Consider the following 21146-nt stretch of genomic DNA (forward strand, 5'->3'; position numbering starts at 1 on the left):
GCCACGCCAGGCGATGTTGCGGTCGTGAAATTAGCCGTCCGTCCCGATCAGGCCCAATTGCATCTCGGCTGGCGCCGGCGCCGGGAGGATAGCACGACGATCAAAGAGAACAACCCGGTTACGTCCCTGCCCCTTGGCCTGGTAAAGCGCAGCGTCGGCGGCGGCAACCAGCACGCCTCTGGCGACATGGAGCGGCATTGCCGGTTAGCTTTGCGTTGGCGCAGTCCAAAACATTTGCACTATCTCCCCTTAAACCGCGGCTTGCGGCGCTCCAGAAACGCCGCGACACCCTCCTTATGGTCCTCGCTCATGCTCGCCAGCGCAAACTGGTCGACGTCCATATGGCTCGCCAGGTCGTCCAGCGCGTGCGCCAGACGGTTGACCGTCAGCTTGGTCATGGCGACCGACAGCGGCGGCTGGGCCGCGACCTTGGCAGCGAGCACCATCGCGGCATCGAAGACCTTGCCGGGATCGGCCACCTCCTCCACCAGGCGCCATTCGTAGGCTTCAGTGGCCGAGATGCGCTGGTCGGCCAGGATCACGGCCTGCTTGGTGCGGGCCGGTCCCATCAGGTGCAACATCCGCGGCACGCTTTGCCAGCTCATGTTCATGCCAAGGCCGATCTCAGGCACGCGCATGTGGGCGTCGCGGGCCATCACGCGGAAGTCCAGCGCGACAGCGAGCGCGACGCCGCCGCCGACACAAAATCCCTCGATGGCGCCGATGGTGATTTGCTCCATATCCTGCCAGGCCCGTGTCAGCCGCGGTCCAAGTTTCAGGTGCCGGCGCAGCGTGCCGAGATCCATGGACTTGCGGGACCGGCCTTCAGGATCCTTCAGGTCAAAACCCGCGCTGAACGATTTGGCGCCGCCCGTGAGCACCACGACCGAAGTTTCGCCGTCATCCTCAAAGCTTCGGGCGGCGTCAGTGAGCTGGCGCATCGCCTCCGGCGACATTGCATTGATGCCGTCACCGCGGTCGAAACGCACGACCGCGATGCGGCCGTCCGGTCCCAGGCCCTTCTCGATCTTTACGAACTCCGCCAATGCATTGCTCCCTGTCCGTGATTTTCCCGAACTCTAGCGCAGAAATAAATTCGGCGGACCAGTATCTTCCGCGCCTTTCCATTCGTCTTGTCCGAGAAAACCGCATCCGCATCGCGTGGAGCGGATCGAACAAGGAGCATTTTACGCATGGGATCGTCATATCGCTGGGTGATCGTCGGCGTGGGCGCGCTGATGACGTGCGTCGGCATCGGCGCAATGTTCTCGCTCGCCGTGTATCTGGAGCCGATGTCCACGGAAACGGGCTGGTCACGCGCCGGAATCTCGGGCGCGATGACCATCGACTTCCTGACAATGGGGATAGCCGGTTTCGCGTGGGGAGCGGCGAGCGACAGGTTTGGGACACGCCCCGTCGTCCTGGGCGGCGCCCTGCTCCTCGGCCTTGGCCTGTTTCTCGCCAGCCGCGCGACATCGCTGATCGAATTCCAGCTCACCTATGGCATTCTCGTCGGCCTTGCCGCGGGCGCCTTCTTCGCGCCGATGATCGCTGCCGCGACGGTTTGGTTCGACAACAACCGCAGCCTCGCAGTGTCGCTGGTTTCCGCAGGAATGGGCGTTGCGCCGATGACGATCTCGCCATTCGCGCGCTGGCTGATCTCGACCTACGACTGGCGCACCGCGATGATGACCGTTGGCTTGATGGCGTGGGCTTTGCTGATCCCAGCCGCGCTGTTGGTGCGGCAGGCGCCGAAGGTAACTGCGTCGGGTGCGCCCGCAAAAGGCGCTGCCGGCGATCCCGGAGCCGGATGGTCCGTCGCCCATGCGCTGCGCTCGCCGCAGTTCCTGGTGCTGGCGCTGACGTTCTTCGCCTGCTGCGCCGCGCATTCGGGGCCGATCTTCCACATGGTCAGCTACGCGATGCTCTGCGGCATCCCGGCGATGACCGCGGTCAGCATCTATAGCGTGGAAGGCCTGTCCGGGCTGGGCGGCCGCCTCCTTCTCGGCATTCTGGCTGACCGGCTCGGCGCGAAGCGGGTTCTGATCGGCGGGCTGCTGGTGCAGGCGTTGGCGATTGGAACCTATCTCTATGTGAGCAAATTGGGCGAGTTCTATGCGCTCGCGATCGTCTTCGGAACAGCCTATGGCGGCGTGATGCCGCTCTACGCCGTGCTTGCCCGCGAATATTTTGGGCCCCGGATCATGGGAACGGTGTTCGGCGCCGCCACCATGGTATCGAGCCTCGGCATGGCGTTAGGCCCCTGGGCCGGCGGCATGATCTTCGACACCTTCCAGGACTATCACTGGTTGTACATCGGCGCGCTCAGCGTTGGCCTCGGCGCCATGGCGATTGCGCTCGCCTTCCCGCCGCTGCCTTCGAAAGCCCGCGAAAGGCTGCAACCGGCTTGAACGCAAGCTTACAGATGGCCCGTGCGATGGTGCTCCGGCTTGCCGCCGGGCACCGGGAAGCGGATCGTGGTGCCGAGCGTGATCCAGTTGGCGTTCTCGCCCGAGATGTTGCGGCCGTAGATCAGGTCGACGGAGAAAATCTCGTTCGGCCGGTAACGCACGCCGGTCTGAAATCGCGGCTGGACCACGCTTGGCGTATCCGATTGTCCCGCCTGCCCAAAGGCTTCGATGGTCCACTGCAAGGTTTCCGTGAACTTCCAGTCGAAGCCGATGCCGTACGCCAGATAATGGCGATCGACGCTGCGATCCCACAGCCAGCCGCCGTTGAAATTGAGGCGCATGTTTTCGTTGAGCCGAAACGTCGCCGGCACGACCGCAAAGGCGGTGAGGTTCTCGCCAGTCAAGGCGTCAAAGGAACCGCCGGCATAAAAGGAAAAACCGAGCCTTCCGATGCCGGTCGGCACGATGTTCATCTTGGCTTTCGGCTGGATCGAGGTGTTCCACTCGGCGTCGCTGCGCGCGCGGTTGGTGAGCATGCTGAGTTCGACCGGCTTGAACGGGTTGATCACACAGGACGGGTTCGCCACAGCCGAAAAATCGGTGTTGGACGCGGCCGACAGCCAGCTCTCGATCTTGCATGATCCGGTTTCGGAAATGTCGGCGGCATCGACCGCATAGGCACCGTTGGCTGCGCACGCCTCCCCGGCCGCAAGCCAGCCCAAAATGGCCGCCGCGAATGCTATTGCCGTGCACCCTGCCCTGATCCCCATTGGGAAATGCTAGCAGAGTCTCTGCCTCGACATAGCCCGGATTTTGCGCCTATCCTGACGGCATGAGCGACCATGATCACGATCACCACGGCCATCATCACCACCACGATCACGACCATTCCGAGTTGTCGGAAACGGAGCTGCGGGTGCGCGCGCTGGAGTCGATCCTGACCGAGAAAGGCTATGTCGATCCGGCGTCCCTCGATCTCCTGATCGATCTCTATGAGAAGAAGATCGGACCGCGCAACGGCGTTCGCGTGGTCGCCAAGGCCTGGAGCGATCCGGCCTATCGCGCCCGGCTGATGAAAGATGCGACGGCTGCGATTGCCGAACTCGACTATTCCGGCCGCCAGGGCGAGCATATGGTCGTGGTGGAGAACACGCCCGAGCAGCACAACATGGTGGTATGCACGCTGTGCTCCTGCTACCCGCATCCGGTGCTGGGACTGCCGCCGGTCTGGTACAAGTCCGCGCCCTACCGCTCGCGCGCCGTGTCCGATCCGCGCGGCGTGCTGAAGGATTTCGGCGTGACGCTGCCGGCCAGCACCAAGATACGCGTCTGGGATTCGACCGCCGAGATCCGCTACCTCGTGCTGCCGATGCGCCCTGAGGGCACCGACGGCTGGAGCGCGGAGCAGCTCGCAGAACTCGTCACCCGCGACAGCATGATCGGCACGGGCCTACCAAAGCAGCCCGGCGAGACCGCCTGATGGACGGCGCGCATGACATGGGCGGCGCCAAGGGCTTTGGCCCGGTTGTGCCCGAGCCGAACGAGCCGGTGTTTCACGGCGACTGGGAGCGCCGCGCCTTTGCGCTGACGGTGGCGATGGCGCGTCCCGGCGGCTGGAACATCGACATGTCGCGGTTTGCCCGCGAGAACCGGCCACCCGAGGACTATCTCAGCAAGAGCTATTTCCAGATCTGGCTGGCCGGTCTGGAAACGCTGATGGTCGAGCGTGGACTGGTGACGCGTGAAGAGATCGAAACCGGCAAGGTGCTGTCGCCGCCAAAGCCCGGCGTCACGCCGATCGCCCCAAATGAGGTCACGCCGGCGATCCGGCGCGGGGGCCCGACCGAACGCGAACCCAAAGCGCCCGCGATGTTTGCGGTCGGCGAGACCGTCCGGATGAAGGACATCCACCCGGTGACGCATACAAGGCTGCCGCAATATGTCCGCGGCCATCTCGGCATCATTGAGCTCATTCACGGCTGTCATGTCTTCCCCGACACCAATTCGCTCGGCAAGGGTGAGGACCCGCAATGGCTCTACACCGTGCGTTTCGACGGCCCGGAATTGTGGGGCAAGGATGGAGATCCCACGCTCAGCGTCTCCGTCGACGCCTGGGAATCCTATCTGGAGCGCGTGTGATGAATCTGACCCCGCAGCAGGCGATGCGGGCGGCCGTCGCCGTCCCCGGCGTGCCCCGCGACGAAGCCGGCCCGGTGTTTCGCGAGCCATGGGAGGCGCGCGCCTTTGCCATGGCGCTGGCGCTGCACGAGGCCGGCGTTTTCACCTGGAAGGAATGGGCGGAGACGCTGGGGGCGCAAATCAAGCGCGCACAGGCCGAAGGCGATCCCGACACCGGCGAAACCTATTACCGGCACTGGCTCGCCACGCTGGAAACGATCGTCGCTGCCAAGGGCGTTGCCACATCGGATGCCCTGCATCGCTATCGCGGCGCCTGGGATCACGCCGCCGGTCGCACGCCACACGGTGCGCCGATCGAGCTGACGGTGGAAGATTTTGGCCGCTAGAGCGAGATGACTTTTCTTCGAATCGTCATCTCGCTCTATCTCATTGATTTGAGCATGATCTTTTCGGAAAACCGGTACCCACTTTTCCGGATCATGCTCTAGGCCAGCGCCGCATATTCCCGCCAGCCCTTCGCGCGCAACGCGCAGGCCGGGCATTCGCCGCAGCCATAACCCCAATCGTGCTGCGCACCGCGCTCGCCGAGATAACAGGTGTGGGAGTGCTCGCGGATCAGATCGACCAGCCCTGCCCCGGCGAGTTCCTGCGCGAGTTTCCAGGTCGAAGCCTTGTCGAGCCACATCAGCGGCGTATGCAGCTCAAAATTCTTCGCCATGCCGAGATTGAGCGCGGACTGCAGCGCCTTGATGGTCTCGTCGCGGCAATCCGGATAACCGGAGTAATCGGTCTCGCACATGCCGCCGATGATGTGGCGGATGCCACGCCGGTACGCCAGCGCTGCGGCAAAGGTGAGAAACACCAGATTGCGGCCCGGCACAAAGGTGTTGGGCAGGCCATCCTCGCCCATGGCAATGGCGACATCGCGCGTCAGCGCGGTGTCGGAAATTTCAGCCAGCGTCGGGATTTCCAGCGTGTGGTTCTCGCCGAGTTTTGCCGCCCAATCTGGCCGCAGCGATCTTAGGCCCGACAACAACCGGTCGCGGCATTCAAGCTCGATGGCGTGGCGCTGGCCGTAGCTGAAGCCGAGCATTTCGACGCGGGCGAAGCGCTGCAGCGCCCAGGCCAGGCAGGTAGTGGAATCCTGCCCGCCGGAAAACAGCACCAATGCAGTTTCGGACGATGATTGATCGCTCATAACGGGCCAATAGCACTCCCGCGCTTTGAGGCCAACCGGTGGAAACTGCCTCGATTTCGGCTCGTTCCGCTGGGATCGGGCGACCGCTTGCGGCATAAAGCGGCTTGTGCTCCCAAGCGATGGAAATTCCATGACGCCCTCCCGCGATATTTCCCGGCTCATCGAGATCATGGCGGCGCTGCGCACGCCGGTCACCGGGTGCCCGTGGGACCTCGAGCAGGACTTTGCGACCATTGCGCCCTACACCATCGAGGAGGCCTATGAGGTGGCCGACGCGATCACCCGCGGCGACCTCGACGACCTGCGCGAGGAACTCGGTGATCTCCTGCTGCAGGTCGTCTATCACGCGCGCATGGCGGAAGAGCAGAACGCCTTTGCTTTCGGCGACGTGGTCGAGGCGATCACAAGGAAGTTGATCCGCCGTCATCCGCATGTGTTCGCCGATAAAGACGGCAATATCGCCCCCGCCGGCGTCAAGAGCGCCTGGGAGCGTATCAAGGCCGAGGAAAAGGCCGAGCGCGCGGCGCGACGGCCGCCTGAAGCGACCACGCATAAGTCGCTGCTATCGAGCGTCAAGGCGGGTCAGCCGGCCCTGACGCGGGCGATGGAACTGCAGCGCAAGGCCTCCACCGTCGGCTTCGACTGGAACGATCCCCGCGCGGTGCTCGCCAAGATCCGCGAAGAGGCCGACGAGATCGAAGCAGCGTTGGACAGCGCCGACGCCGATGAACTCGCCGCCGAAACCGGCGACCTCCTGTTCGCGTTGGTCAATCTGGCCCGCCACATCGGCGCCGATCCGGAAGGCGCCTTGCGCGGCACCAACGCCAAGTTCGAGCGCCGCTTTGCCTATATCGAGCGTGCGCTCGCGGCGAAGGGCCGTTCGCTGGAAGACGCAACGCTCGAAGAGATGGACGCGCTGTGGAACGAAGCCAAGGCTGAGCAGTAAACCCTATCGTCGTCCCGGCGAACGCCGGGACCCATACCGCGTGATCTACCAATTTAGGAAAGGTGTTCGACGACTTTTCGCAACAATGAGCACTTCGGGTTATGGGTCCCTGCGTGCGCAGGGACGACGAGAAATCAAGAAGCCACGTGGGGCACAGCGTCAAACCTGGAAACCACGATGTCGCGCTTGGTTTCGTCGACGCGCACGGTCATGTCGAAGCGGCCGTCATGCAGCTTCTTGTTGAGCACTTCGGCATTGCGATGCAGCCAACTGATCCCGGCGCCGTCGGAAGCATCAATCGACAGATCGAGCGTCGTGCGCGTCGCCGCCAGCCGATCCTCGATCGCCGTCAACAGCTCATTGACCCCCTCGCCTGACACGGCGGACACCAGAAAACAGGGCCGCTCCGCCGGACGGCGCGCTGCGATGTTGCGCAGGTTTTCGCGCTCCTCCGGATCGAACCGATCGATCTTGTTCCAGACTTCGAGGATGCGCGCGCCTGCGTCCGGATCGATACCGAGTTGACGCAGCACGGCGTCGACGTCACGCTGCTGCGCCTCCGCGTCTTCATGCGAGATGTCGCGGACGTGCAGAATGATATCGGCCTCCAGCACCTCTTCCAGCGTGGCGCGAAACGCCGCGACGAGTTGCGTCGGCAGGTTGGAAATGAATCCGACAGTATCCGATAGCATCGCCTTGCCGCCATGCGGCAGGCTCAGCGCGCGCAAGGTGGGATCCAGCGTCGCAAACAGCATGTCGGCCGCCTGCACGTCGGCCCGCGTGAGCCGGTTGAACAGCGTCGACTTGCCGGCGTTGGTGTAGCCGACCAGCGCGACCACGCGGTACGGCACCCGCTGCCGGCCGGCGCGATGCAGCCGGCGCGTCGCCTGCACCTTCTTCAGTTCGTTCTCCAGCCGCGCGATGCGGTCGCCGATCAGGCGGCGGTCGGCTTCGATCTGGGTTTCGCCGGGGCCGCCCATGAACCCGAATCCGCCCCGCTGGCGCTCCAGATGGGTCCAGGACCGCACCAGCCGGCTGCGTTGATAATCGAGATGCGCGAGCTCGACCTGCAGCGCGCCCTCCTTGGTCTTGGCGCGGCGGCCGAAGATTTCCAGGATCAGGCCGGTGCGGTCGAGCACCTTGGTGTTCCACGCCTTCTCGAGATTGCGCTGCTGGATCGGCGACAGCGCGCAATCCATCACCACAAGTTCGATGTCGTGGCCCGCGATCAGGCCGGTGATCTCCTCGACCTTGCCCTTGCCGAGATAGGTCGCAGGCCTGATCTGGCTGATGGGCGCAATCAGTGCATCGGCGATGGTGAGGTCGATGGCGCGCGCCAGCCCCGTCGCTTCCTCGAGCCGGGCTTCGGAATCGCGCGCAACCTCATTCGACTGCGCATCGGCGTCGCCGCGGCGCATTCGCAAGTAAGGGCCGATGACGATCGCCCGCCCGGTCTGTTTTGCCCCCGCCGACCGCGGACGGTCGGCGCTCCCTTCACGGTTGAAGGGTTCCAATCAGTTCACTTTCAAGCCGGAGCATCCTCGCCGCCCTCGAACAACTGGATCGGAGCCCCCGGCATGATGGTCGAGATCGCATGCTTGTACACAAGCTGCGAATGACCGTCGCGCCGGAGCAGCAAGCAGAAGTTGTCAAACCAGGTAACAATCCCCTGCAGCTTCACTCCGTTGACCAGAAAGATCGTCAGTGGCGTTTTTGTTTTACGAACGTGATTTAGGAAGGTGTCTTGTAGATTTTGTGCGCGGTCTGCCGCCATTGTTTTTGTCCCGCCGTCTCGTGCTTCTTTTTGTTAAGCCGGTTGTTGCTCTCTCACGGAGCCTGCCCCGACTCGCCGGCTTCCCCTGAGATCCCCCTCCGGTCGGCTCGGCAGCACGATTAGAGGCTACGCGCGGTTTTAAGGCAAGCCGGTTCGCGTTCCACCTGGCAGGAACCCAGTGGCCATTCTCCGTAAAAGTGCGGAAAGAGATAAATATTCCAAAGCAAGTGCATGGATCGCTTCAAGGCGAGCGAGATGAGCCGCAGATTTCGGCATGTAGCGAACAGGCGATTCACTTAAGGCTTCAGCCAACCCCAAGCGCCTTGAGTTTGCGATGCAGCGCCGAACGCTCCATGCCGACGAATTCGGCGGTGCGCGAAATGTTGCCCGAGAACCGGCTGATCTGGGCGATCAGATAGTCGCGCTCGAACACCTCCCGCGCCTCACGTAGCGGCAGCCCCATGATGTGTTCGCCATTATTGCTGGTCGGCATCGCCGGCACCATCGAGCCCACATCCTGCGGCAGCATGTCGGCGGTGATGATCGCTTCAGGACCGCCGCCGGCCAGAATCATGACGCGTTCGACGTTGTTGCGAAGCTGGCGGACGTTGCCGGGCCAGACATGCGACTGCAATACCGCCATCGCGTCCTGGCCGATCTGCCGCTTCGGCAAGCCCGTCGCCGCCGAAATCTGGTCCATGAAATAGTCGATCAGTTCGGGAATGTCCTCGCGGCGTTCCGACAGTGGCGGCACGCGGATCGGCACCACCGACAGCCGGTGGTAGAGATCCTCACGGAAGCGCCCTTCCGCGATCTCTTCCTCCAGGTTGCGCGCCGTAGAGGAGATGATGCGGACGTCGACATGAATCTTGGCGGTGCCGCCCGAGCGCTGAAAGGTCTGATCGACCAGCACGCGCAGGATCTTGTTCTGGGTCTCGCGCGGCATATCGGCGATTTCGTCGATGAACAGCGTGCCGCCATGGGCCTCTTCCAGCGCGCCCGGCTTGCGCGCCTGCTCGCCGTTCGACTGCTCGATGCCGAACAATTCGACCTCCATCCGCTCCGGCGTGATCGCCGCGGCGTTGATGACGACGAACGGTCCCTCTGCACGGCTCGATGCATTGTGCAGCATGCGCGCGGCCAGCTCCTTGCCCGAACCCGAGGGGCCGACGATCAGGATGCGGCTGTTGGCCTTGGCCGCCCGGTCGATGGTCTGGCGCAACTGGTTCATACAGGCCGAGCGTCCGGTGAGAACGCTCGCGGTGGGCGCCAGTTGCTTGAGTTCCTTCACCTCGCGCTTGAGGCGCGAGGTCTCCAGCGCCCGCGTCGCCACCAGGATCAGCCGGTCGGACTTGAACGGCTTTTCGATGAAGTCATAGGCGCCGCGCTTGATCGCAGCCACCGCGGTCTCGATGTTGCCGTGGCCGGAGATCATCACCACGGGAACGTCGGCGTGGTCCTTCTTGATCTGCTCGAGCAATTGCAGGCCGTCGAGCTTGGAGCCCTGCAGCCAGATGTCGAGAAACACCAGATGCGGGCGGCGATTGGCGATCTCGGCCAGCGCCGAATCGCTGTCGCGCGCGGTACGGGTATTGAAGCCTTCGTCCTCCAGGATGCCCGCAACGAGGTCACGAATATCGGCTTCGTCGTCGACAATCAGAATGTCACTGGCCATGGGTTACACCTGTCTTGTCAGTTGCCTGTTGCGGCTTCGGATTTTGCTTCATCATTGGTCGCGGATGCCGCCTCATTGGTTTCGCCTGACGGCGCTTTTGTTTGATTAACCTGTAGTCTTGCTTCCGCCTTCGGCGCATGGCCCGACACGGCGAAGCGCAGCCGCATCCAGGCGCCGCGCTGCCCGGGCCGGAAATCGGAGGCATCCTTGAGTTCGATGCGGCCGCCATGGTCTTCCAGCACGCGGCCGACGATGGCGAGCCCGAGCCCGGTGCCCTTCTGGCGCGTCGTCACATAGGGCTCCAGCAACCGCGCACGGCTCACCTTGGGCAGGCCGATGCCGTTGTCGACGACGTCGATCACAATGTCGTCGCTTTCGCGCGCGGCAATGACGTCGATGCGTCCCTTGCCGAGTTCTTCCGGCGGCACCTGCTCGATCGCCTCCGTCGCATTCTTGATGATGTTGGTCAGCGCCTGCGAAATCAGCCGGCGGTCGAACTGGGCGCGCATCGGATCCTGCTTGATATCGGCCTCGATATCGAGATCGGGATGCCCGACCTTCATCAGGAAGACCGCCTGCCGCACGGTGTCGGCGACGTCCTCGCCTTCCATGACGGGCTTGGGCATCCGCGCAAAGCGTGAAAACTCATCAACCATCCGCCTGATGTCGTCGACCTGTCGCACGATGGTGTCGGTACATTGTTCGAAGATGTTCTTGTCTTCAGTGATGACCTTGCCGAATTTGCGGCGGATACGTTCGGCCGAAAGCTGGATCGGCGTCAGCGGGTTCTTGATTTCGTGGGCGATGCGGCGCGCAACGTCGCCCCACGCCGAGGTGCGCTGCGCGGAGACGAGATCGGTGATGTCGTCGAGCGTGATGATGTAGCTGTCGCGCGACTGGCTGGTCTGCTCGGCGCTGACGCGGACCGACAGATTGCGCTCATGGCCGTCGCGTGTAATCGTGATCTGGCCCTGCACCAGGCGCTGCGTGCCCTCACGCGCGGTCTTCATCATGTCGTCGAGCTCGGGCAGCACGTCGGACAGCGGATGGTCCAGCGTCTCGGATTCGGCATGGCCGATGAGCTTCTCGGCCGAGCGGTTCAGGATTCCGACGCTGCCTGACGCGTCGACGCCGATGATGCCGGCGCTGGCCGAAGACAGCACCGCCTCGATAAAGCGGCGGCGGCTGTCGATCAGATCCGACGCGCTGACCAGCTCGTCGCGCTGGGTGCGCAATTCGGCCGTCATCTTGTTGAATGTCTCGCCGAGCTGCGCGAGGTCGCCTTCGGATTTGTGGACCGGCACCTGGACATGCAGATCGCCGGTCGAAACGACATTGGCCGCACTCATCAGGTTGCGGATCGGCGCCACCAGCCAGTTGGCGAAATTCAGTCCGATCAAGATCGACGCCATCAAAATGGTGAGTGCAATCACGGCAAACATCAGCGCGAAGGTGACCTGGATGCCGAGGCGGCGCGCTTCGATCTGGGCATATTCGGCGACGCTGGCCTGGGTCTGCTTCAGCTGACTGACCACCCGCGGGTCAAGCAGACGGGCAACATAAAGAAATGTGTCAGTGAAGCCGCGCAGGCGAATGATCGCTGCGACGTAGTTTTCGTCCGGGAATACCGCAATCTCCGGTTTGCTTTCACCGATATTGCTGAGGAACTCCTGCGGCGGCGTCGCGAATTGCTGCTGGATGCCGGTTTGCGCCGTCACCAGAACATTGCGATCCTTGTCGATCAGCATCGCGCCTGGCAAATTGCGTGAAGCTGCGTTGTTCGTCAGCAATTCGAAAAATGACTGCCGGTCCTGGTCGAAAAGTGGCCGCGCATTGGAAAGATCGTTGGCCATCCCCAGAATGTCGCCATTGATCAGGTAGGCGTGCTCATTGACATAGGCATGGGCAATGCTCAGCGAGTTCTCGATCGCTGCCCGCGTCGGCCCGGAGAATAGTCTGTCGAGACCGCGATCAAGGGTGACATTGGCGACAATGGCAACCACGACCGCTGGCAGCACGGCGATGAAGGAGAACAGGCTGACGATCTGAATGTGCAGCCGTGCCGCGGCCCGGCCGCGTCGCCGCGCCTGAATCACCAGCCAGACTTCGCGGACGATGATGCCGACCAGCAGCAGGATGGTCGCCGCATTGATCAGCAGGAATGAATAGACCACCTGGCGGGTCGGCTCGATCGGCGTCAGGCCAGCCAGGACCATGAAGGTCAGAAATGCCGACAGCAGCGCGATCGCGACCGCAAACGGCGCCACCCACTTCCGCAGGATCCCCCCTCCGGATTCGGCAAGTGACGGGTCGAATGGTGGTGCCGAGGTCGTCTCTGCGGTGGTCATTCCGGCAATCGGTGAGCTGAAAGGGCTAGGGCCCGCCATTCGCGGACTGATGCATTCATATCACAATGTTGCCGAATTGCGACAATTCGACGGCGCACCGACCGCTAAAGCGATCGATCCCCAGCCACGTCACCCGTCTGCATTGCGGAAGGAGGCAGGTGCAATCCCTAACCGCCGCTCCGGTAGACCTGAATGTCGAGGTCCCTGATCTTCTTTCGCAGCGTGTTGCGGTTGAGGCCGAGCAGGTCGGCCGCGCGGATCTGGTTGCCGCGGGTGGCCGCCAGTGCCGCGGTGAGCAGCGGCACCTCGATCTCCTTGAGGATGCGGTGGTAGAGGCCCGGCGGCGGCACGCCGTTCGGGAAGCCGGAGAAATGCGAGGACAGGTAGGCTTCGACCGCACCGCCGAGGTTCTCCACGCCCATCGGGGCGTTGCCGCCCGAGGTGACCGCCGGCGGCGCCAGCTCGCCATCGATCACCGAGGCCGTAATGACGTCCTGCGGGTAAAGCGCCGCCAACCGGCGCGCCAGGTTCTCGAGCTCGCGCACGTTGCCGGGCCAGCGGTGCTGCTTGAGGCGTTCCAGCGCCTGCGTGTCGAGTTTCTTCGGCGGCAGGCCATCCTTTTCGGCGAGCGCGAAGAAATGCCGGATGAGATCGGGCAGATCCTCGATCCGCTCCCGCAACGGCGGCAGCCGCAGCGGTACGACGTTGAGGCGGAAGAACAAGTCCTCCCGGAACAGGCCCTGCTGGATCAGGATGCGCAAATCCTTGTTGCTTGCCGCCACGATCCGGACGTCGGTCTTGATCGGGGTGCGCCCGCCGACCGTGGTGTATTCGCCCTGCTGCAGCACGCGCAGCAACCGCGTCTGCGCCTCCATCGGCATGTCGCCGATTTCGTCGAGAAACAGCGTGCCGCCTTCTGCCTGTTCGAACCGGCCCGACGCGCGGGTATTGGCGCCGGTGAACGCGCCGCGCTCATGGCCGAACAATTCGGATTCGATCAGGTCGCGCGGGATCGCGGCCATGTTGACGGCGACGAATGGGCCGTTGCGACGCTTGCCGTAGTCGTGGAGCGCGCGGGCAACCAGTTCCTTGCCGGTGCCGGACTCACCGGAGATCATCACCGTGAGGTCGGTCTGCATCAACCGCGCCAGCACCCGGTAGATTTCCTGCATCGCCGGCGAGCGGCCGACCAGGGGAATCGAATCGAATTCGGAATCGTCGGCCGCGCTCGCCACCCGCTCCTTCGGCTCGGCCAGCGCGCGGCCGACGATGGTAATGAGCTCCTTCAGGTCGAACGGCTTTGGCAGATATTCATAGGCGCCGCGTTCTGAGGCCCGGATCGCCGTCATGAAGGTGTTCTGCGCACTCATGACGATGACGGGAAGGTTCGGCCGCATCTTCTTGATTCGGGGCAGCAGATCGAACGCGTTCTCGTCGGGCATCACCACGTCGGTGATGACGAGATCGCCCTCGCCCTGGCTCACCCAGCGCCACAGCGTCGCGGCATTCCCGGTCAGGCGCACTTCGTATCCGGCGCGCGAGAGAGCCTGGTTCAGAACGGTGCGGATGGCGGTGTCGTCATCGGCAACGAGTATGCTACCTGCGGGCATCGTTATTCCTCATCTTGCGTCCTGTGAGGCAGGCGGCAGCGTACCCGGAACGCCGTCGCGGTTGCTTTGGTCGAACTGTTTGGCGGGATTGAACATTGGCATCAGCACGCGGAACGTGGTCTTCCGCGGCTGCGATTCGCATTCGATGATGCCGCCGTGATCGCCGACGATCTTGGCGACCAGCGCCAGGCCGAGACCGCTGCCGGTTTGCTTTGTCGTCACGAAGGGATCGAACAGGTTCGGCAGCAGGTCTTCAGGCACGCCGGAACCGTTGTCCTTGACGCAGAATTCGAGCGGCAGCGACACCCGCGATTTCTTGCCCGGCACCGACAGGCGGACACCGGGACGGAACGCGGTGGTGAGCTGGATCTCTGCGTCCGAGCCGAGATCGGCCACCGCTTCGGCGGCGTTCTTCACCAGATTGAGGAACACCTGGATGAGCTGATCCTGATTGGCCAGCACCGGCGGCAGTGACGGATCGTATTCCTCGATGAAGCGGATGTTACGGGCGAACCCGGACTGCGCCAGCCGTTTGACGTGGTCGAGCACGGAGTGGATGTTGACCGGTCCGCGCGCCACCGGACGGTCATCGCCGAACACTTCCATGCGGTCGACCAGGGTGACGATGCGGTCGGCCTCGTCGCAGATCAGCCGGGTCAGCATGCGGTCTTCGGATGAGGCCGCCTGCTCCAGCAACTGCGCTGCGCCGCGGATGCCCGACAGAGGGTTCTTGATTTCATGCGCCAGCATCGCAGCCAGCGCGATCACCGAGCGCGCCGCGCTCCGGTGCGTCAATTGCCGGTCCATCTTATCGGCGATGGTGCGCTCCTGCAGCATCACGACGATGTGGCCGGGCCGTTCGGTGAGCGGGGCGACGTGCAGATCGACCTGGCGATCGCCGCCGATGCGGGGCGTACCGAGATCGACCTTGTATTCATTGACCGGCGAGCCGCTCGACCGCACCTGGTCGATCAGCGCCAGCAGCGGACTGCCGAACGGCACCAGCTCTTTCAGGGATTGCCGGCGCAGAAATTGCGTCGAGATTTCGAAGAAGGATTCCGCGGCGATATTGGCGTCGACGATGCGGCCGTCGGGCGCCACCAGCAGCACCGGGTTGGGTAGCGCGTTGAGGATGGCCTCGCTGTCGGTGGGCACGGCGCGGCGGTGTTCTGCGACTGAACTCATGCAGCAGCACTCCATGCGAAATCGTCGAACGCGTCCTGCAGCGATCGGTGCACGCGGCGCGGATCCTCCGACGTCAGAATCTTTTGCCGCCAGCCCTTCAGCGTCTCTGCCGGCGCGCGGCTGCACTGGGCCGCGATCTCCAATGCCCAGCCAAGATGCTTGCGCGCGTGCTTGAGCCCGATGCGCTGGCCGTAATGGCTGCAGACTTCGTCATAGAGCGCGCGAATGTGGATGAGCTGCTCGGCCAGTGCCGGCGTCGCCTCGGACTTCCCGGTTTCGAGCCGGCGTCCGATCTGTCCCGGCAGCCAGGGCTGCCCCTGCGCGCCGCGCCCGATCATCACGGCGTCCGCGCCCGACACTTCCAGCGCCTGCACCGTCTTCTCGAATGAAGTGATGTCGCCGTTGACGACGAGCGGCACGGAAACCGCCTCCCTGACCGGGCGAACGGCGGCCCAATCGGCCGTGCCCTTGTAGAACTGGCAGCGCGTGCGCCCGTGCACGGTAATCATCTGCACGCCAGCCTGTTCTGCGCGGCGCGCCAGTTCGGGCGCGTTGAGCGAGCGATCATCCCAGCCGAGCCGCATCTTCAGCGTCACCGGCACCTTCACCGCCGCGATCGTCGCTTCGATCAGTGTGAGCGCATGATCAAGATCGCGCATCAGCGCCGAGCCGGATTGGCCACCGGTGACGTGACGTGCCGGGCAACCCATGTTGATATCGATGACGTCGGCGCCTGCCGCTTCCGCAACCCTTGCGCCCTCCGCCATCCAATGCGCCTCGCAACCCGCGAGCTGGACGACGTGCGGTCCGACGCCGGCTGTCTCGCAGCGCAGAAGCGACATCGGCCGGCCATGCACGAGTTCGTCGCTGGCGGTCATCTCTGAGACGACCAGTCCGGCTCCGAGGGTAGCGGCAAGACGTCGAAAGGGAGCATCGGTGACGCCGGACATCGGCGCCAGAAGGACCCGGTTGGCGACAGCAATCTCGCCTATTTTCAACGGCTTAGAACGTGAACTTTCCGGGCCGGTCACGGCGTTCTCATGGTTGGGGCGGCGGCGTCATTGCAACCGTCGGCGCATATTGTGAGCACAAATCTTGTGCAGTCAAGCTTCTTGCCTACACTTTAGACAGATCTATCATTTGTGCAAGTGCACTGCAACAAAAACCGCTTTTCCCACAGCTAGTGGGAATCGCTCTGTTTTTCCGTATTCGGCATGGTAAGGGCTGTGCGCCAGCGCGGCCCGACACCCTCTCCTCAACCCGATTCGTTCGTATTTGAGTCCAGATGCCCAGACCTGAGCGCACCGCAGCCATCCTCGTCGCAGCCGGACGCGGGCTTCGCGCCGGCGCCGGGGGACCCAAGCAATACCGCGAGATCGGCGGACAGACGGTCATCTTCCGCGCCATGGAGGCGTTCTGCCGGCATCCGGACGTGTTTGCTGTTCAGCCGGTGGTGAATCCCGATGACACCACGATCTTCAATGCGGCCGTCGCGGGACTACGCCACCAGCCGCCCGCCAATGGCGGCGCGACACGTCAAGCCTCGGTGCACGCCGGGCTCGAGGCGCTGGCCGCGGAGAAGCCCGACATCGTCCTGATCCACGACGCCGCGCGTCCCTTCGTGACCCCTGCGGTGATTTCACGCGCGATTGACGCCGCCGGCCGCACCGGCGCCGCGGTTCCTGCGATATCAGTCGCAGACACGATCAAGCAGGTCGACGATACCGGCAATGTCGAGGGCACGCCCGAACGCGCGCGGCTGCGAATCGCGCAAACGCCGCAGGCGTTTCGTTTCGATGTGATTCTCGATGCGCATCGCCGCGCCGCGCGCGACGGCCGCAGCGATTTCACCGACGATGCGGCACTCGCGGAATGGGCGGGATTGACGGTAGCGACCTTTGAAGGCGATCCTGCAAACATGAAACTGACCACACCAGAAGATTTCGCCCGCGAGGAAGCCCGCCTCGCCGCCCAACTCGGCGACATCAGGACCGGTACCGGTTACGACGTGCATGCCTTCGGCGACGGTGATCATCTGATGCTCTGTGGCGTACGCGTGCCGCACACACGCGGCTTTCTCGCCCATTCCGACGGCGACGTCGGCCTGCATGCCCTGGTCGACGCCATTCTCGGCGCGCTGGCGGACGGCGATATCGGCTCGCACTTTCCGCCGAGCGATCCGCAGTGGAAAGGCGCCGCGTCCGACAAATTCCTGAAATACGCCGTCGACCGCGTCACCGCACGCGGCGGCCGGATCGCCAATCTCGAAGTCACGATGATCTGCGAGCGCCCGAAGATCGGGCCGCTACGCGACATCATGCGCGCGCGCATCGCCGAGATCACCGGGCTCAGCATCTCGCGCGTCGCTGTCAAGGCAACGACCAGCGAACGGCTTGGCTTTACCGGCCGCGAGGAAGGCATCGCAGCGACTGCTAGCGCCACCATCCGTCTCCCCTGGTCTGATAAGGGCTGGGGCGAGTAACATGAGCGGCAGCGACGCGCGCGCCCTCTCCCGCTCGCTGCTCGATTTGTGCCGGATGCGCAAGCTCACCATTGCGACGGCGGAATCCTGTACCGGCGGCCTGGTCGCCGGCGCGCTCACCGACATTCCCGGCTCGTCAGACGTCATCGATCGCGGTTTCGTCACTTACTCCAACGACGCCAAGCGCGCGATGCTCGGCGTCAAAGCCTCAACGCTTACGACCTTCGGAGCGGTCAGCAAGGAAACCGCGACCGCGATGGCGGTGGGCGCGCTGGAAAAGGCCGGCGTCGATCTCGCGGTATCCATTACCGGCATTGCAGGCCCCGGCGGCGCCACGCCGGGCAAGCCGGTCGGGCTCGTCCATTTCGCGGTCGCCTCGCGCGATGGAAAGATCCTGCACCGCGAATTCCGTTTTGGAGCCATTGGCCGCACCACCGTGCGCCAGCGCTCCGTCGTGGAAGCGCTGCGCCTGTTGATGGAGCTGGCGCGCGGGCCGCAGCCGCCGGTCAAACCGCGACGCCAGACGATGAGTCGGTTGCGTCCACGGGTCGCGCGAACGCCACGGCGCAGCGCCGTCAAGCGACGCCGGCCGACGCGGACGTAAAGCCGGTATCAACCCTGCGCGGCCAACGCCTTGGCGCGCGTTTCGCTCAGCGAGCTTGCCGGCGTCAATGCTTCCGGGCTGATCGAAAGCTCGATGATGGCCGGAAGTCCGCTTGCCACGGCCCCATCAAAAGCACGCGTGAAGTCTTCGGTCCGTTCGACATGGGCGCCGAAGCCGCCGCACGCGCGCGCCAGCGCCGCGAAATCCGGGTTGGCGAGATCGGTGCCGGAGACACGGCCGGGATAGGTCCGCTCCTGATGCATCCGGATGGTGCCGTACATGCCGTTATTGCAGACGATCACAATCAGCGGCAGCCGGTTTTCGACCGCCGTCATGAACTCCATCCCGGTCATCTGGAAGCAGCCGTCGCCGGCGAACGCGATCACGGTGCGTTCCGGATGCAACTGCTTGGCGGCGACCGCCGCGGGCAGGCCGTATCCCATCGAGCCAGAGGTCGGCGCGAGTTCGGTACGAAACTGCCGATAGCGCCAGAACCGATGCACCCAGACGGCATAATTGCCGGCGCCGTTGCAAATGATGGTGTCATGGGGCAGGCGATCGCTCAAGCCGCGCACGATCTGCGAGAGTTGCACGTCGCCGGGCGAGCGCGTCGGCTCGGCAAAGGCGAGATAGTCGGCATGCGCCGCCTTGACATGGTCGGCGCGGGATCGGTGCTTCGGCTCCAGCCGCTTGATCGCGGCCGCAAAGGCCGAGCTGCTCGCGACCACGCCGAGCGTCGGCGAATAGACGCGGCCGATCTCTTCGGGATCGGGATAGACGTGAACCAGCGGCTGCCTCGGCTTCGGAATATCGAACAGCGTGTAGCCGGAGGTGGTGGCCTCCCCCAGCCTCGCGCCAAGCGCGATCACCAGATCGCTGTTGCGGATCCGGTCGGCGATTTTTGCGTCGAGACCGATGCCGACATGGCCGCCGTAGCAGGGATGCAAATTGTCGAAATAGTCCTGGCAGCGGAACGAAACGCCGACGGGCACTTCATGCGCCGAGGCAAACGCCTCGAGATCGCGGCGTGCCTGCTCGCGCCATCCGCCGCCGCCGACAATCAGGAACGGCTTCTTCGCCTCCGAAAGCAGCGCATGGAACTGCCGCAGGGTGCCGTCATCAGGCGCGATCGGAAGCGGCGTGTAGGGCGGCGCATCCGGCACCTCGGCGGTATCGGTGAGCATGTCCTCGGGCAGCGCCAGCACGACCGGGCCGGGACGGCCCGAGGTCGCGGTGAAGAAGGCGCGCGAGATGAACTCCGGGATCCGCCTGGTGTCATCGATCTGGGCCACCCATTTCGACATCGGGCCGAACATCTGGCGATAGTCGATTTCCTGGAACGCCTCGCGTTCCATCATGTCGCGCCCGACCTGGCCCAGTAAAAGGATCATGGGCGTCGAGTCCTGAAATGCGACATGAACGCCGGCCGATGCATTGGTGGCGCCGGGCCCCCGCGTGGCGAACGCGATACCCGGGCGGCCGGTCACCTTGCCATAGGCCTCCGCCATCATGGCGGCGCCACCTTCATGTCGGGCGTTGATGAACCGCACCCGCTGGCTCTGGTACATGCCGTCGAGCGCGGCCAGGAAGCTCTCGCCGGGCACCCCGAACACGGTGTCGGCGCCGTGCAAGGCCAGTTGCTCGATCAGAATATGGCCACCGGTTCGAAGATTTGCGTCCATCGCCTCATCCTTCGGTTACGGGATCACGGATTTGGACCCGGCTTAATGAATGGTGTCGGCACCAGCAACCGGTTTTCCTGCAAGATCAGATATGTCGCCGGTCGTTGTCTTTGTTCTTATTGTTGGTCTTTCGGTGCCACTCGCGCCTCCACACCTGTCACGGCCTCATAGGCCTTGATGACGGCGGTGCAGGACTCTCCGTCGTGCCCCAGTAGCGCCGCCTGCCGGTAGGTCTGGTGCACGGCCTCCGCCATGAACCCGGGCAGGCCCGCCTCCTCCAGCCAGCGCGCGTAATAGCGGACATCCTTGCGGGCGTTCGCCAACGACATCAGCGGGGTAAAGTCGCCATCGAGCGTGGCCTGACCGTAGAGATCGAGCATGCCGCTCTTGGCGCCGGCGGCCGAGATGATGCCGATCACCTGGGAAAGATCGAGTCCGTCCTTTGCAGCAAGCGCAAATCCCTCGCACCACGCCGCCACGTTGGCGAAGGCGATGTAGTTGTGAATGAGTTTTAGGCGGATGGCGTGCCCCTGTGGGCCGATGTGGAAGATGTTTTCGGCATAAAGCTCGAAATAGGGCCTGAGATCGTCGAGCAGGTCGCGCTCGCCGCCAAACAGCACGTTGACCTTGCCGATGTCGGCGTGCTTCGGGGTCCGCGTCATCGGCGCCTCGGCGTAGCGCCCGCCGGCTGCCCGCACCATGCGGTCCAGCTTTGCGACCATTTGCGGACTGCCGGTGGTGTGGTCCACGATGATGAATCCCCGCGCAGGGCCGGCGAGCAGCCCATTGGTGCCAGTGAGCAGCGCCTCGACGTCCTCGGCCTCATTCACGCAAATCATGACAATGCGGCAATCGCGAATCTGCTGCAGATTGCCCGCGGCGGTCGCCCCAAACGATTTGGCAATCGCGACCGCGGCGGGGTTGAGATCAAAAGCGGTCACGGCCACGCCCTTCGCGACGAGGTTCTTGACCAAACCGCGTCCCATTCCTCCGAGCCCGATGAAGCCAACGCGTTCGAATGTCGTCATTTCAACTTCCGTGATTGTTCGAGAATTTCTTGGATTGGTGCAATGCTTTGCCGATCACGCTGGC

General features: G+C 63.9%; 19 protein-coding genes. 7 read left to right on the forward strand and 12 right to left on the reverse strand.

All coding sequences use genetic code 11. The features are described 5' to 3' along the window. Positions 1-239: 239 nt before the first annotated feature. On the reverse strand, positions 240-1046 hold the full coding sequence (locus tag V1288_RS27795) for an enoyl-CoA hydratase/isomerase family protein (RefSeq protein WP_334360061.1): 807 nt from the start codon (positions 1044-1046) through the stop codon (positions 240-242). 147 nt (positions 1047-1193) lie between these two features. Here V1288_RS27795 and V1288_RS27800 point away from each other — a divergent pair, with 147 nt between their 5' ends. Then, positions 1194-2411, forward strand: coding sequence for an MFS transporter (locus V1288_RS27800; RefSeq protein ID WP_334360062.1), 1218 nt, complete (start codon positions 1194-1196; stop codon positions 2409-2411). Between the two features lie 8 nt (positions 2412-2419). Here the strand turns inward: V1288_RS27800 and V1288_RS27805 are convergent, their stop codons facing one another. Continuing rightward, on the reverse strand, positions 2420-3181 hold the full coding sequence (locus V1288_RS27805) for a hypothetical protein (RefSeq protein ID WP_334360063.1): 762 nt from the start codon (positions 3179-3181) through the stop codon (positions 2420-2422). Between the two features lie 62 nt (positions 3182-3243). Between V1288_RS27805 and nthA the strand changes: the two genes are divergently transcribed. From nthA to V1288_RS27820, 3 genes are read left to right on the forward strand one after another with little or no spacing between them, the layout of a single operon-like run. Beyond that, the gene (gene nthA / locus V1288_RS27810; protein ID WP_334360064.1) at positions 3244-3891 is read left to right on the forward strand and encodes a nitrile hydratase subunit alpha; all 648 of its coding nucleotides are present in this window, start codon (positions 3244-3246) and stop codon (positions 3889-3891) included. Next, positions 3891-4550, forward strand: a complete 660-nt coding sequence (gene nthB / locus V1288_RS27815) for a nitrile hydratase subunit beta (protein ID WP_334360065.1) — start codon at positions 3891-3893, stop codon at positions 4548-4550. The genes nthA and nthB overlap by 1 nt, the downstream gene beginning before the upstream one ends. Continuing rightward, positions 4550-4936 carry a nitrile hydratase accessory protein gene (locus V1288_RS27820; RefSeq protein WP_334360066.1) on the forward strand — a complete coding sequence of 129 codons (387 nt, stop codon included), beginning with the start codon at positions 4550-4552 and terminating at the stop codon, positions 4934-4936. The genes nthB and V1288_RS27820 overlap by 1 nt, the downstream gene beginning before the upstream one ends. Before the next feature lie 98 nt (positions 4937-5034). On the opposite strand, the gene queC is transcribed toward V1288_RS27820, so the two are convergent. Continuing rightward, positions 5035-5748, reverse strand: coding sequence for a 7-cyano-7-deazaguanine synthase QueC (gene queC / locus V1288_RS27825; protein WP_334360067.1), 714 nt, complete (start codon positions 5746-5748; stop codon positions 5035-5037). 130 nt (positions 5749-5878) lie between these two features. On the opposite strand from queC, the gene mazG reads away from it, so the two are divergent. Then, positions 5879-6694, forward strand: a complete 816-nt coding sequence (gene mazG, locus V1288_RS27830; protein ID WP_334360068.1) for a nucleoside triphosphate pyrophosphohydrolase — start codon at positions 5879-5881, stop codon at positions 6692-6694. A 134-nt stretch (positions 6695-6828) separates the two neighbouring features. On the opposite strand, the gene hflX is transcribed toward mazG, so the two are convergent. The 7 genes from hflX to dusB all read right to left on the reverse strand — a co-directional run bounded on the left by hflX (position 6829) and on the right by dusB (position 16284). Continuing rightward, complete coding sequence (gene hflX, locus V1288_RS27835) at positions 6829-8208, reverse strand: GTPase HflX (RefSeq protein WP_334360069.1); 1380 nt, start codon at positions 8206-8208, stop codon at positions 6829-6831. Between the two features lie 11 nt (positions 8209-8219). Beyond that, the gene (hfq, locus tag V1288_RS27840) at positions 8220-8468 is read right to left on the reverse strand and encodes an RNA chaperone Hfq (protein WP_006020546.1); all 249 of its coding nucleotides are present in this window, start codon (positions 8466-8468) and stop codon (positions 8220-8222) included. Positions 8469-8772: 304 nt separating this feature from the next. Further along, on the reverse strand, positions 8773-10143 hold the full coding sequence (gene ntrX, locus V1288_RS27845) for a nitrogen assimilation response regulator NtrX (RefSeq protein WP_334360070.1): 1371 nt from the start codon (positions 10141-10143) through the stop codon (positions 8773-8775). 17 nt (positions 10144-10160) lie between these two features. Next, positions 10161-12491 carry a sensor histidine kinase NtrY-like gene (locus V1288_RS27850; protein ID WP_334360071.1) on the reverse strand — a complete coding sequence of 777 codons (2331 nt, stop codon included), beginning with the start codon at positions 12489-12491 and terminating at the stop codon, positions 10161-10163. Between the two features lie 167 nt (positions 12492-12658). Beyond that, positions 12659-14101, reverse strand: coding sequence for a nitrogen regulation protein NR(I) (gene ntrC, locus V1288_RS27855; protein WP_334360072.1), 1443 nt, complete (start codon positions 14099-14101; stop codon positions 12659-12661). Between the two features lie 9 nt (positions 14102-14110). After that, entirely contained in the window at positions 14111-15286 is a 1176-nt protein-coding gene (locus tag V1288_RS27860; RefSeq protein WP_334360073.1) for a two-component system sensor histidine kinase NtrB, read from the reverse strand. Continuing rightward, positions 15283-16284, reverse strand: coding sequence for a tRNA dihydrouridine synthase DusB (gene dusB / locus V1288_RS27865; protein WP_334361419.1), 1002 nt, complete (start codon positions 16282-16284; stop codon positions 15283-15285). Before dusB ends, V1288_RS27860 begins: the two co-directional genes overlap by 4 nt. 287 nt (positions 16285-16571) lie before the next feature. On the opposite strand from dusB, the gene V1288_RS27870 reads away from it, so the two are divergent. Continuing rightward, complete coding sequence (locus tag V1288_RS27870) at positions 16572-17768, forward strand: bifunctional 2-C-methyl-D-erythritol 4-phosphate cytidylyltransferase/2-C-methyl-D-erythritol 2,4-cyclodiphosphate synthase (protein ID WP_334360074.1); 1197 nt, start codon at positions 16572-16574, stop codon at positions 17766-17768. Between the two features lies 1 nt (position 17769). Then, positions 17770-18372, forward strand: coding sequence for a CinA family protein (locus tag V1288_RS27875; RefSeq protein WP_334360075.1), 603 nt, complete (start codon positions 17770-17772; stop codon positions 18370-18372). Positions 18373-18380: 8 nt separating this feature from the next. Here V1288_RS27875 and V1288_RS27880 read toward each other — a convergent pair whose 3' ends face one another. Together V1288_RS27880 and V1288_RS27885 are read right to left on the reverse strand one after the other, a co-directional pair. Further along, positions 18381-20054 carry a thiamine pyrophosphate-binding protein gene (locus V1288_RS27880; protein WP_334360076.1) on the reverse strand — a complete coding sequence of 558 codons (1674 nt, stop codon included), beginning with the start codon at positions 20052-20054 and terminating at the stop codon, positions 18381-18383. A gap of 116 nt (positions 20055-20170) precedes the next feature. Next, positions 20171-21082 (reverse strand): NAD(P)-dependent oxidoreductase, encoded by a 912-nt coding sequence (locus V1288_RS27885; RefSeq protein WP_334360077.1) that lies wholly within the window; start codon positions 21080-21082, stop codon positions 20171-20173. Between the last annotated feature and the right edge of the window lie 64 nt (positions 21083-21146).

The sequence above is a fragment of the Bradyrhizobium sp. AZCC 2176 genome (genome assembly GCF_036924645.1).
Classification (GTDB): Bacteria; Pseudomonadota; Alphaproteobacteria; order Rhizobiales; family Xanthobacteraceae; genus Bradyrhizobium.

What these genes read in the sequence shown, in the direction of transcription:
- V1288_RS27800 (WP_334360062.1), top strand. Translation starts at nt 1,194, where the DNA reads ATGGGATCGTCATATCGCTGGGTGATCGTCGGCGTGGGCGCGCTGATG.
- V1288_RS27805 (WP_334360063.1), bottom strand. Translation starts at nt 3,181, where the DNA reads ATGGGGATCAGGGCAGGGTGCACGGCAATAGCATTCGCGGCGGCCATT.
- nthA (WP_334360064.1), top strand. Translation starts at nt 3,244, where the DNA reads ATGAGCGACCATGATCACGATCACCACGGCCATCATCACCACCACGAT.
- nthB (WP_334360065.1), top strand. Translation starts at nt 3,891, where the DNA reads ATGGACGGCGCGCATGACATGGGCGGCGCCAAGGGCTTTGGCCCGGTT.
- V1288_RS27820 (WP_334360066.1), top strand. Translation starts at nt 4,550, where the DNA reads ATGAATCTGACCCCGCAGCAGGCGATGCGGGCGGCCGTCGCCGTCCCC.
- queC (WP_334360067.1), bottom strand. Translation starts at nt 5,748, where the DNA reads ATGAGCGATCAATCATCGTCCGAAACTGCATTGGTGCTGTTTTCCGGC.
- mazG (WP_334360068.1), top strand. Translation starts at nt 5,879, where the DNA reads ATGACGCCCTCCCGCGATATTTCCCGGCTCATCGAGATCATGGCGGCG.
- hfq (WP_006020546.1), bottom strand. Translation starts at nt 8,468, where the DNA reads ATGGCGGCAGACCGCGCACAAAATCTACAAGACACCTTCCTAAATCAC.
- ntrX (WP_334360070.1), bottom strand. Translation starts at nt 10,143, where the DNA reads ATGGCCAGTGACATTCTGATTGTCGACGACGAAGCCGATATTCGTGAC.
- V1288_RS27850 (WP_334360071.1), bottom strand. Translation starts at nt 12,491, where the DNA reads ATGACCACCGCAGAGACGACCTCGGCACCACCATTCGACCCGTCACTT.
- ntrC (WP_334360072.1), bottom strand. Translation starts at nt 14,101, where the DNA reads ATGCCCGCAGGTAGCATACTCGTTGCCGATGACGACACCGCCATCCGC.
- V1288_RS27860 (WP_334360073.1), bottom strand. Translation starts at nt 15,286, where the DNA reads ATGAGTTCAGTCGCAGAACACCGCCGCGCCGTGCCCACCGACAGCGAG.
- V1288_RS27870 (WP_334360074.1), top strand. Translation starts at nt 16,572, where the DNA reads ATGCCCAGACCTGAGCGCACCGCAGCCATCCTCGTCGCAGCCGGACGC.
- V1288_RS27875 (WP_334360075.1), top strand. Translation starts at nt 17,770, where the DNA reads ATGAGCGGCAGCGACGCGCGCGCCCTCTCCCGCTCGCTGCTCGATTTG.
- V1288_RS27880 (WP_334360076.1), bottom strand. Translation starts at nt 20,054, where the DNA reads ATGGACGCAAATCTTCGAACCGGTGGCCATATTCTGATCGAGCAACTG.
- V1288_RS27885 (WP_334360077.1), bottom strand. Translation starts at nt 21,082, where the DNA reads ATGACGACATTCGAACGCGTTGGCTTCATCGGGCTCGGAGGAATGGGA.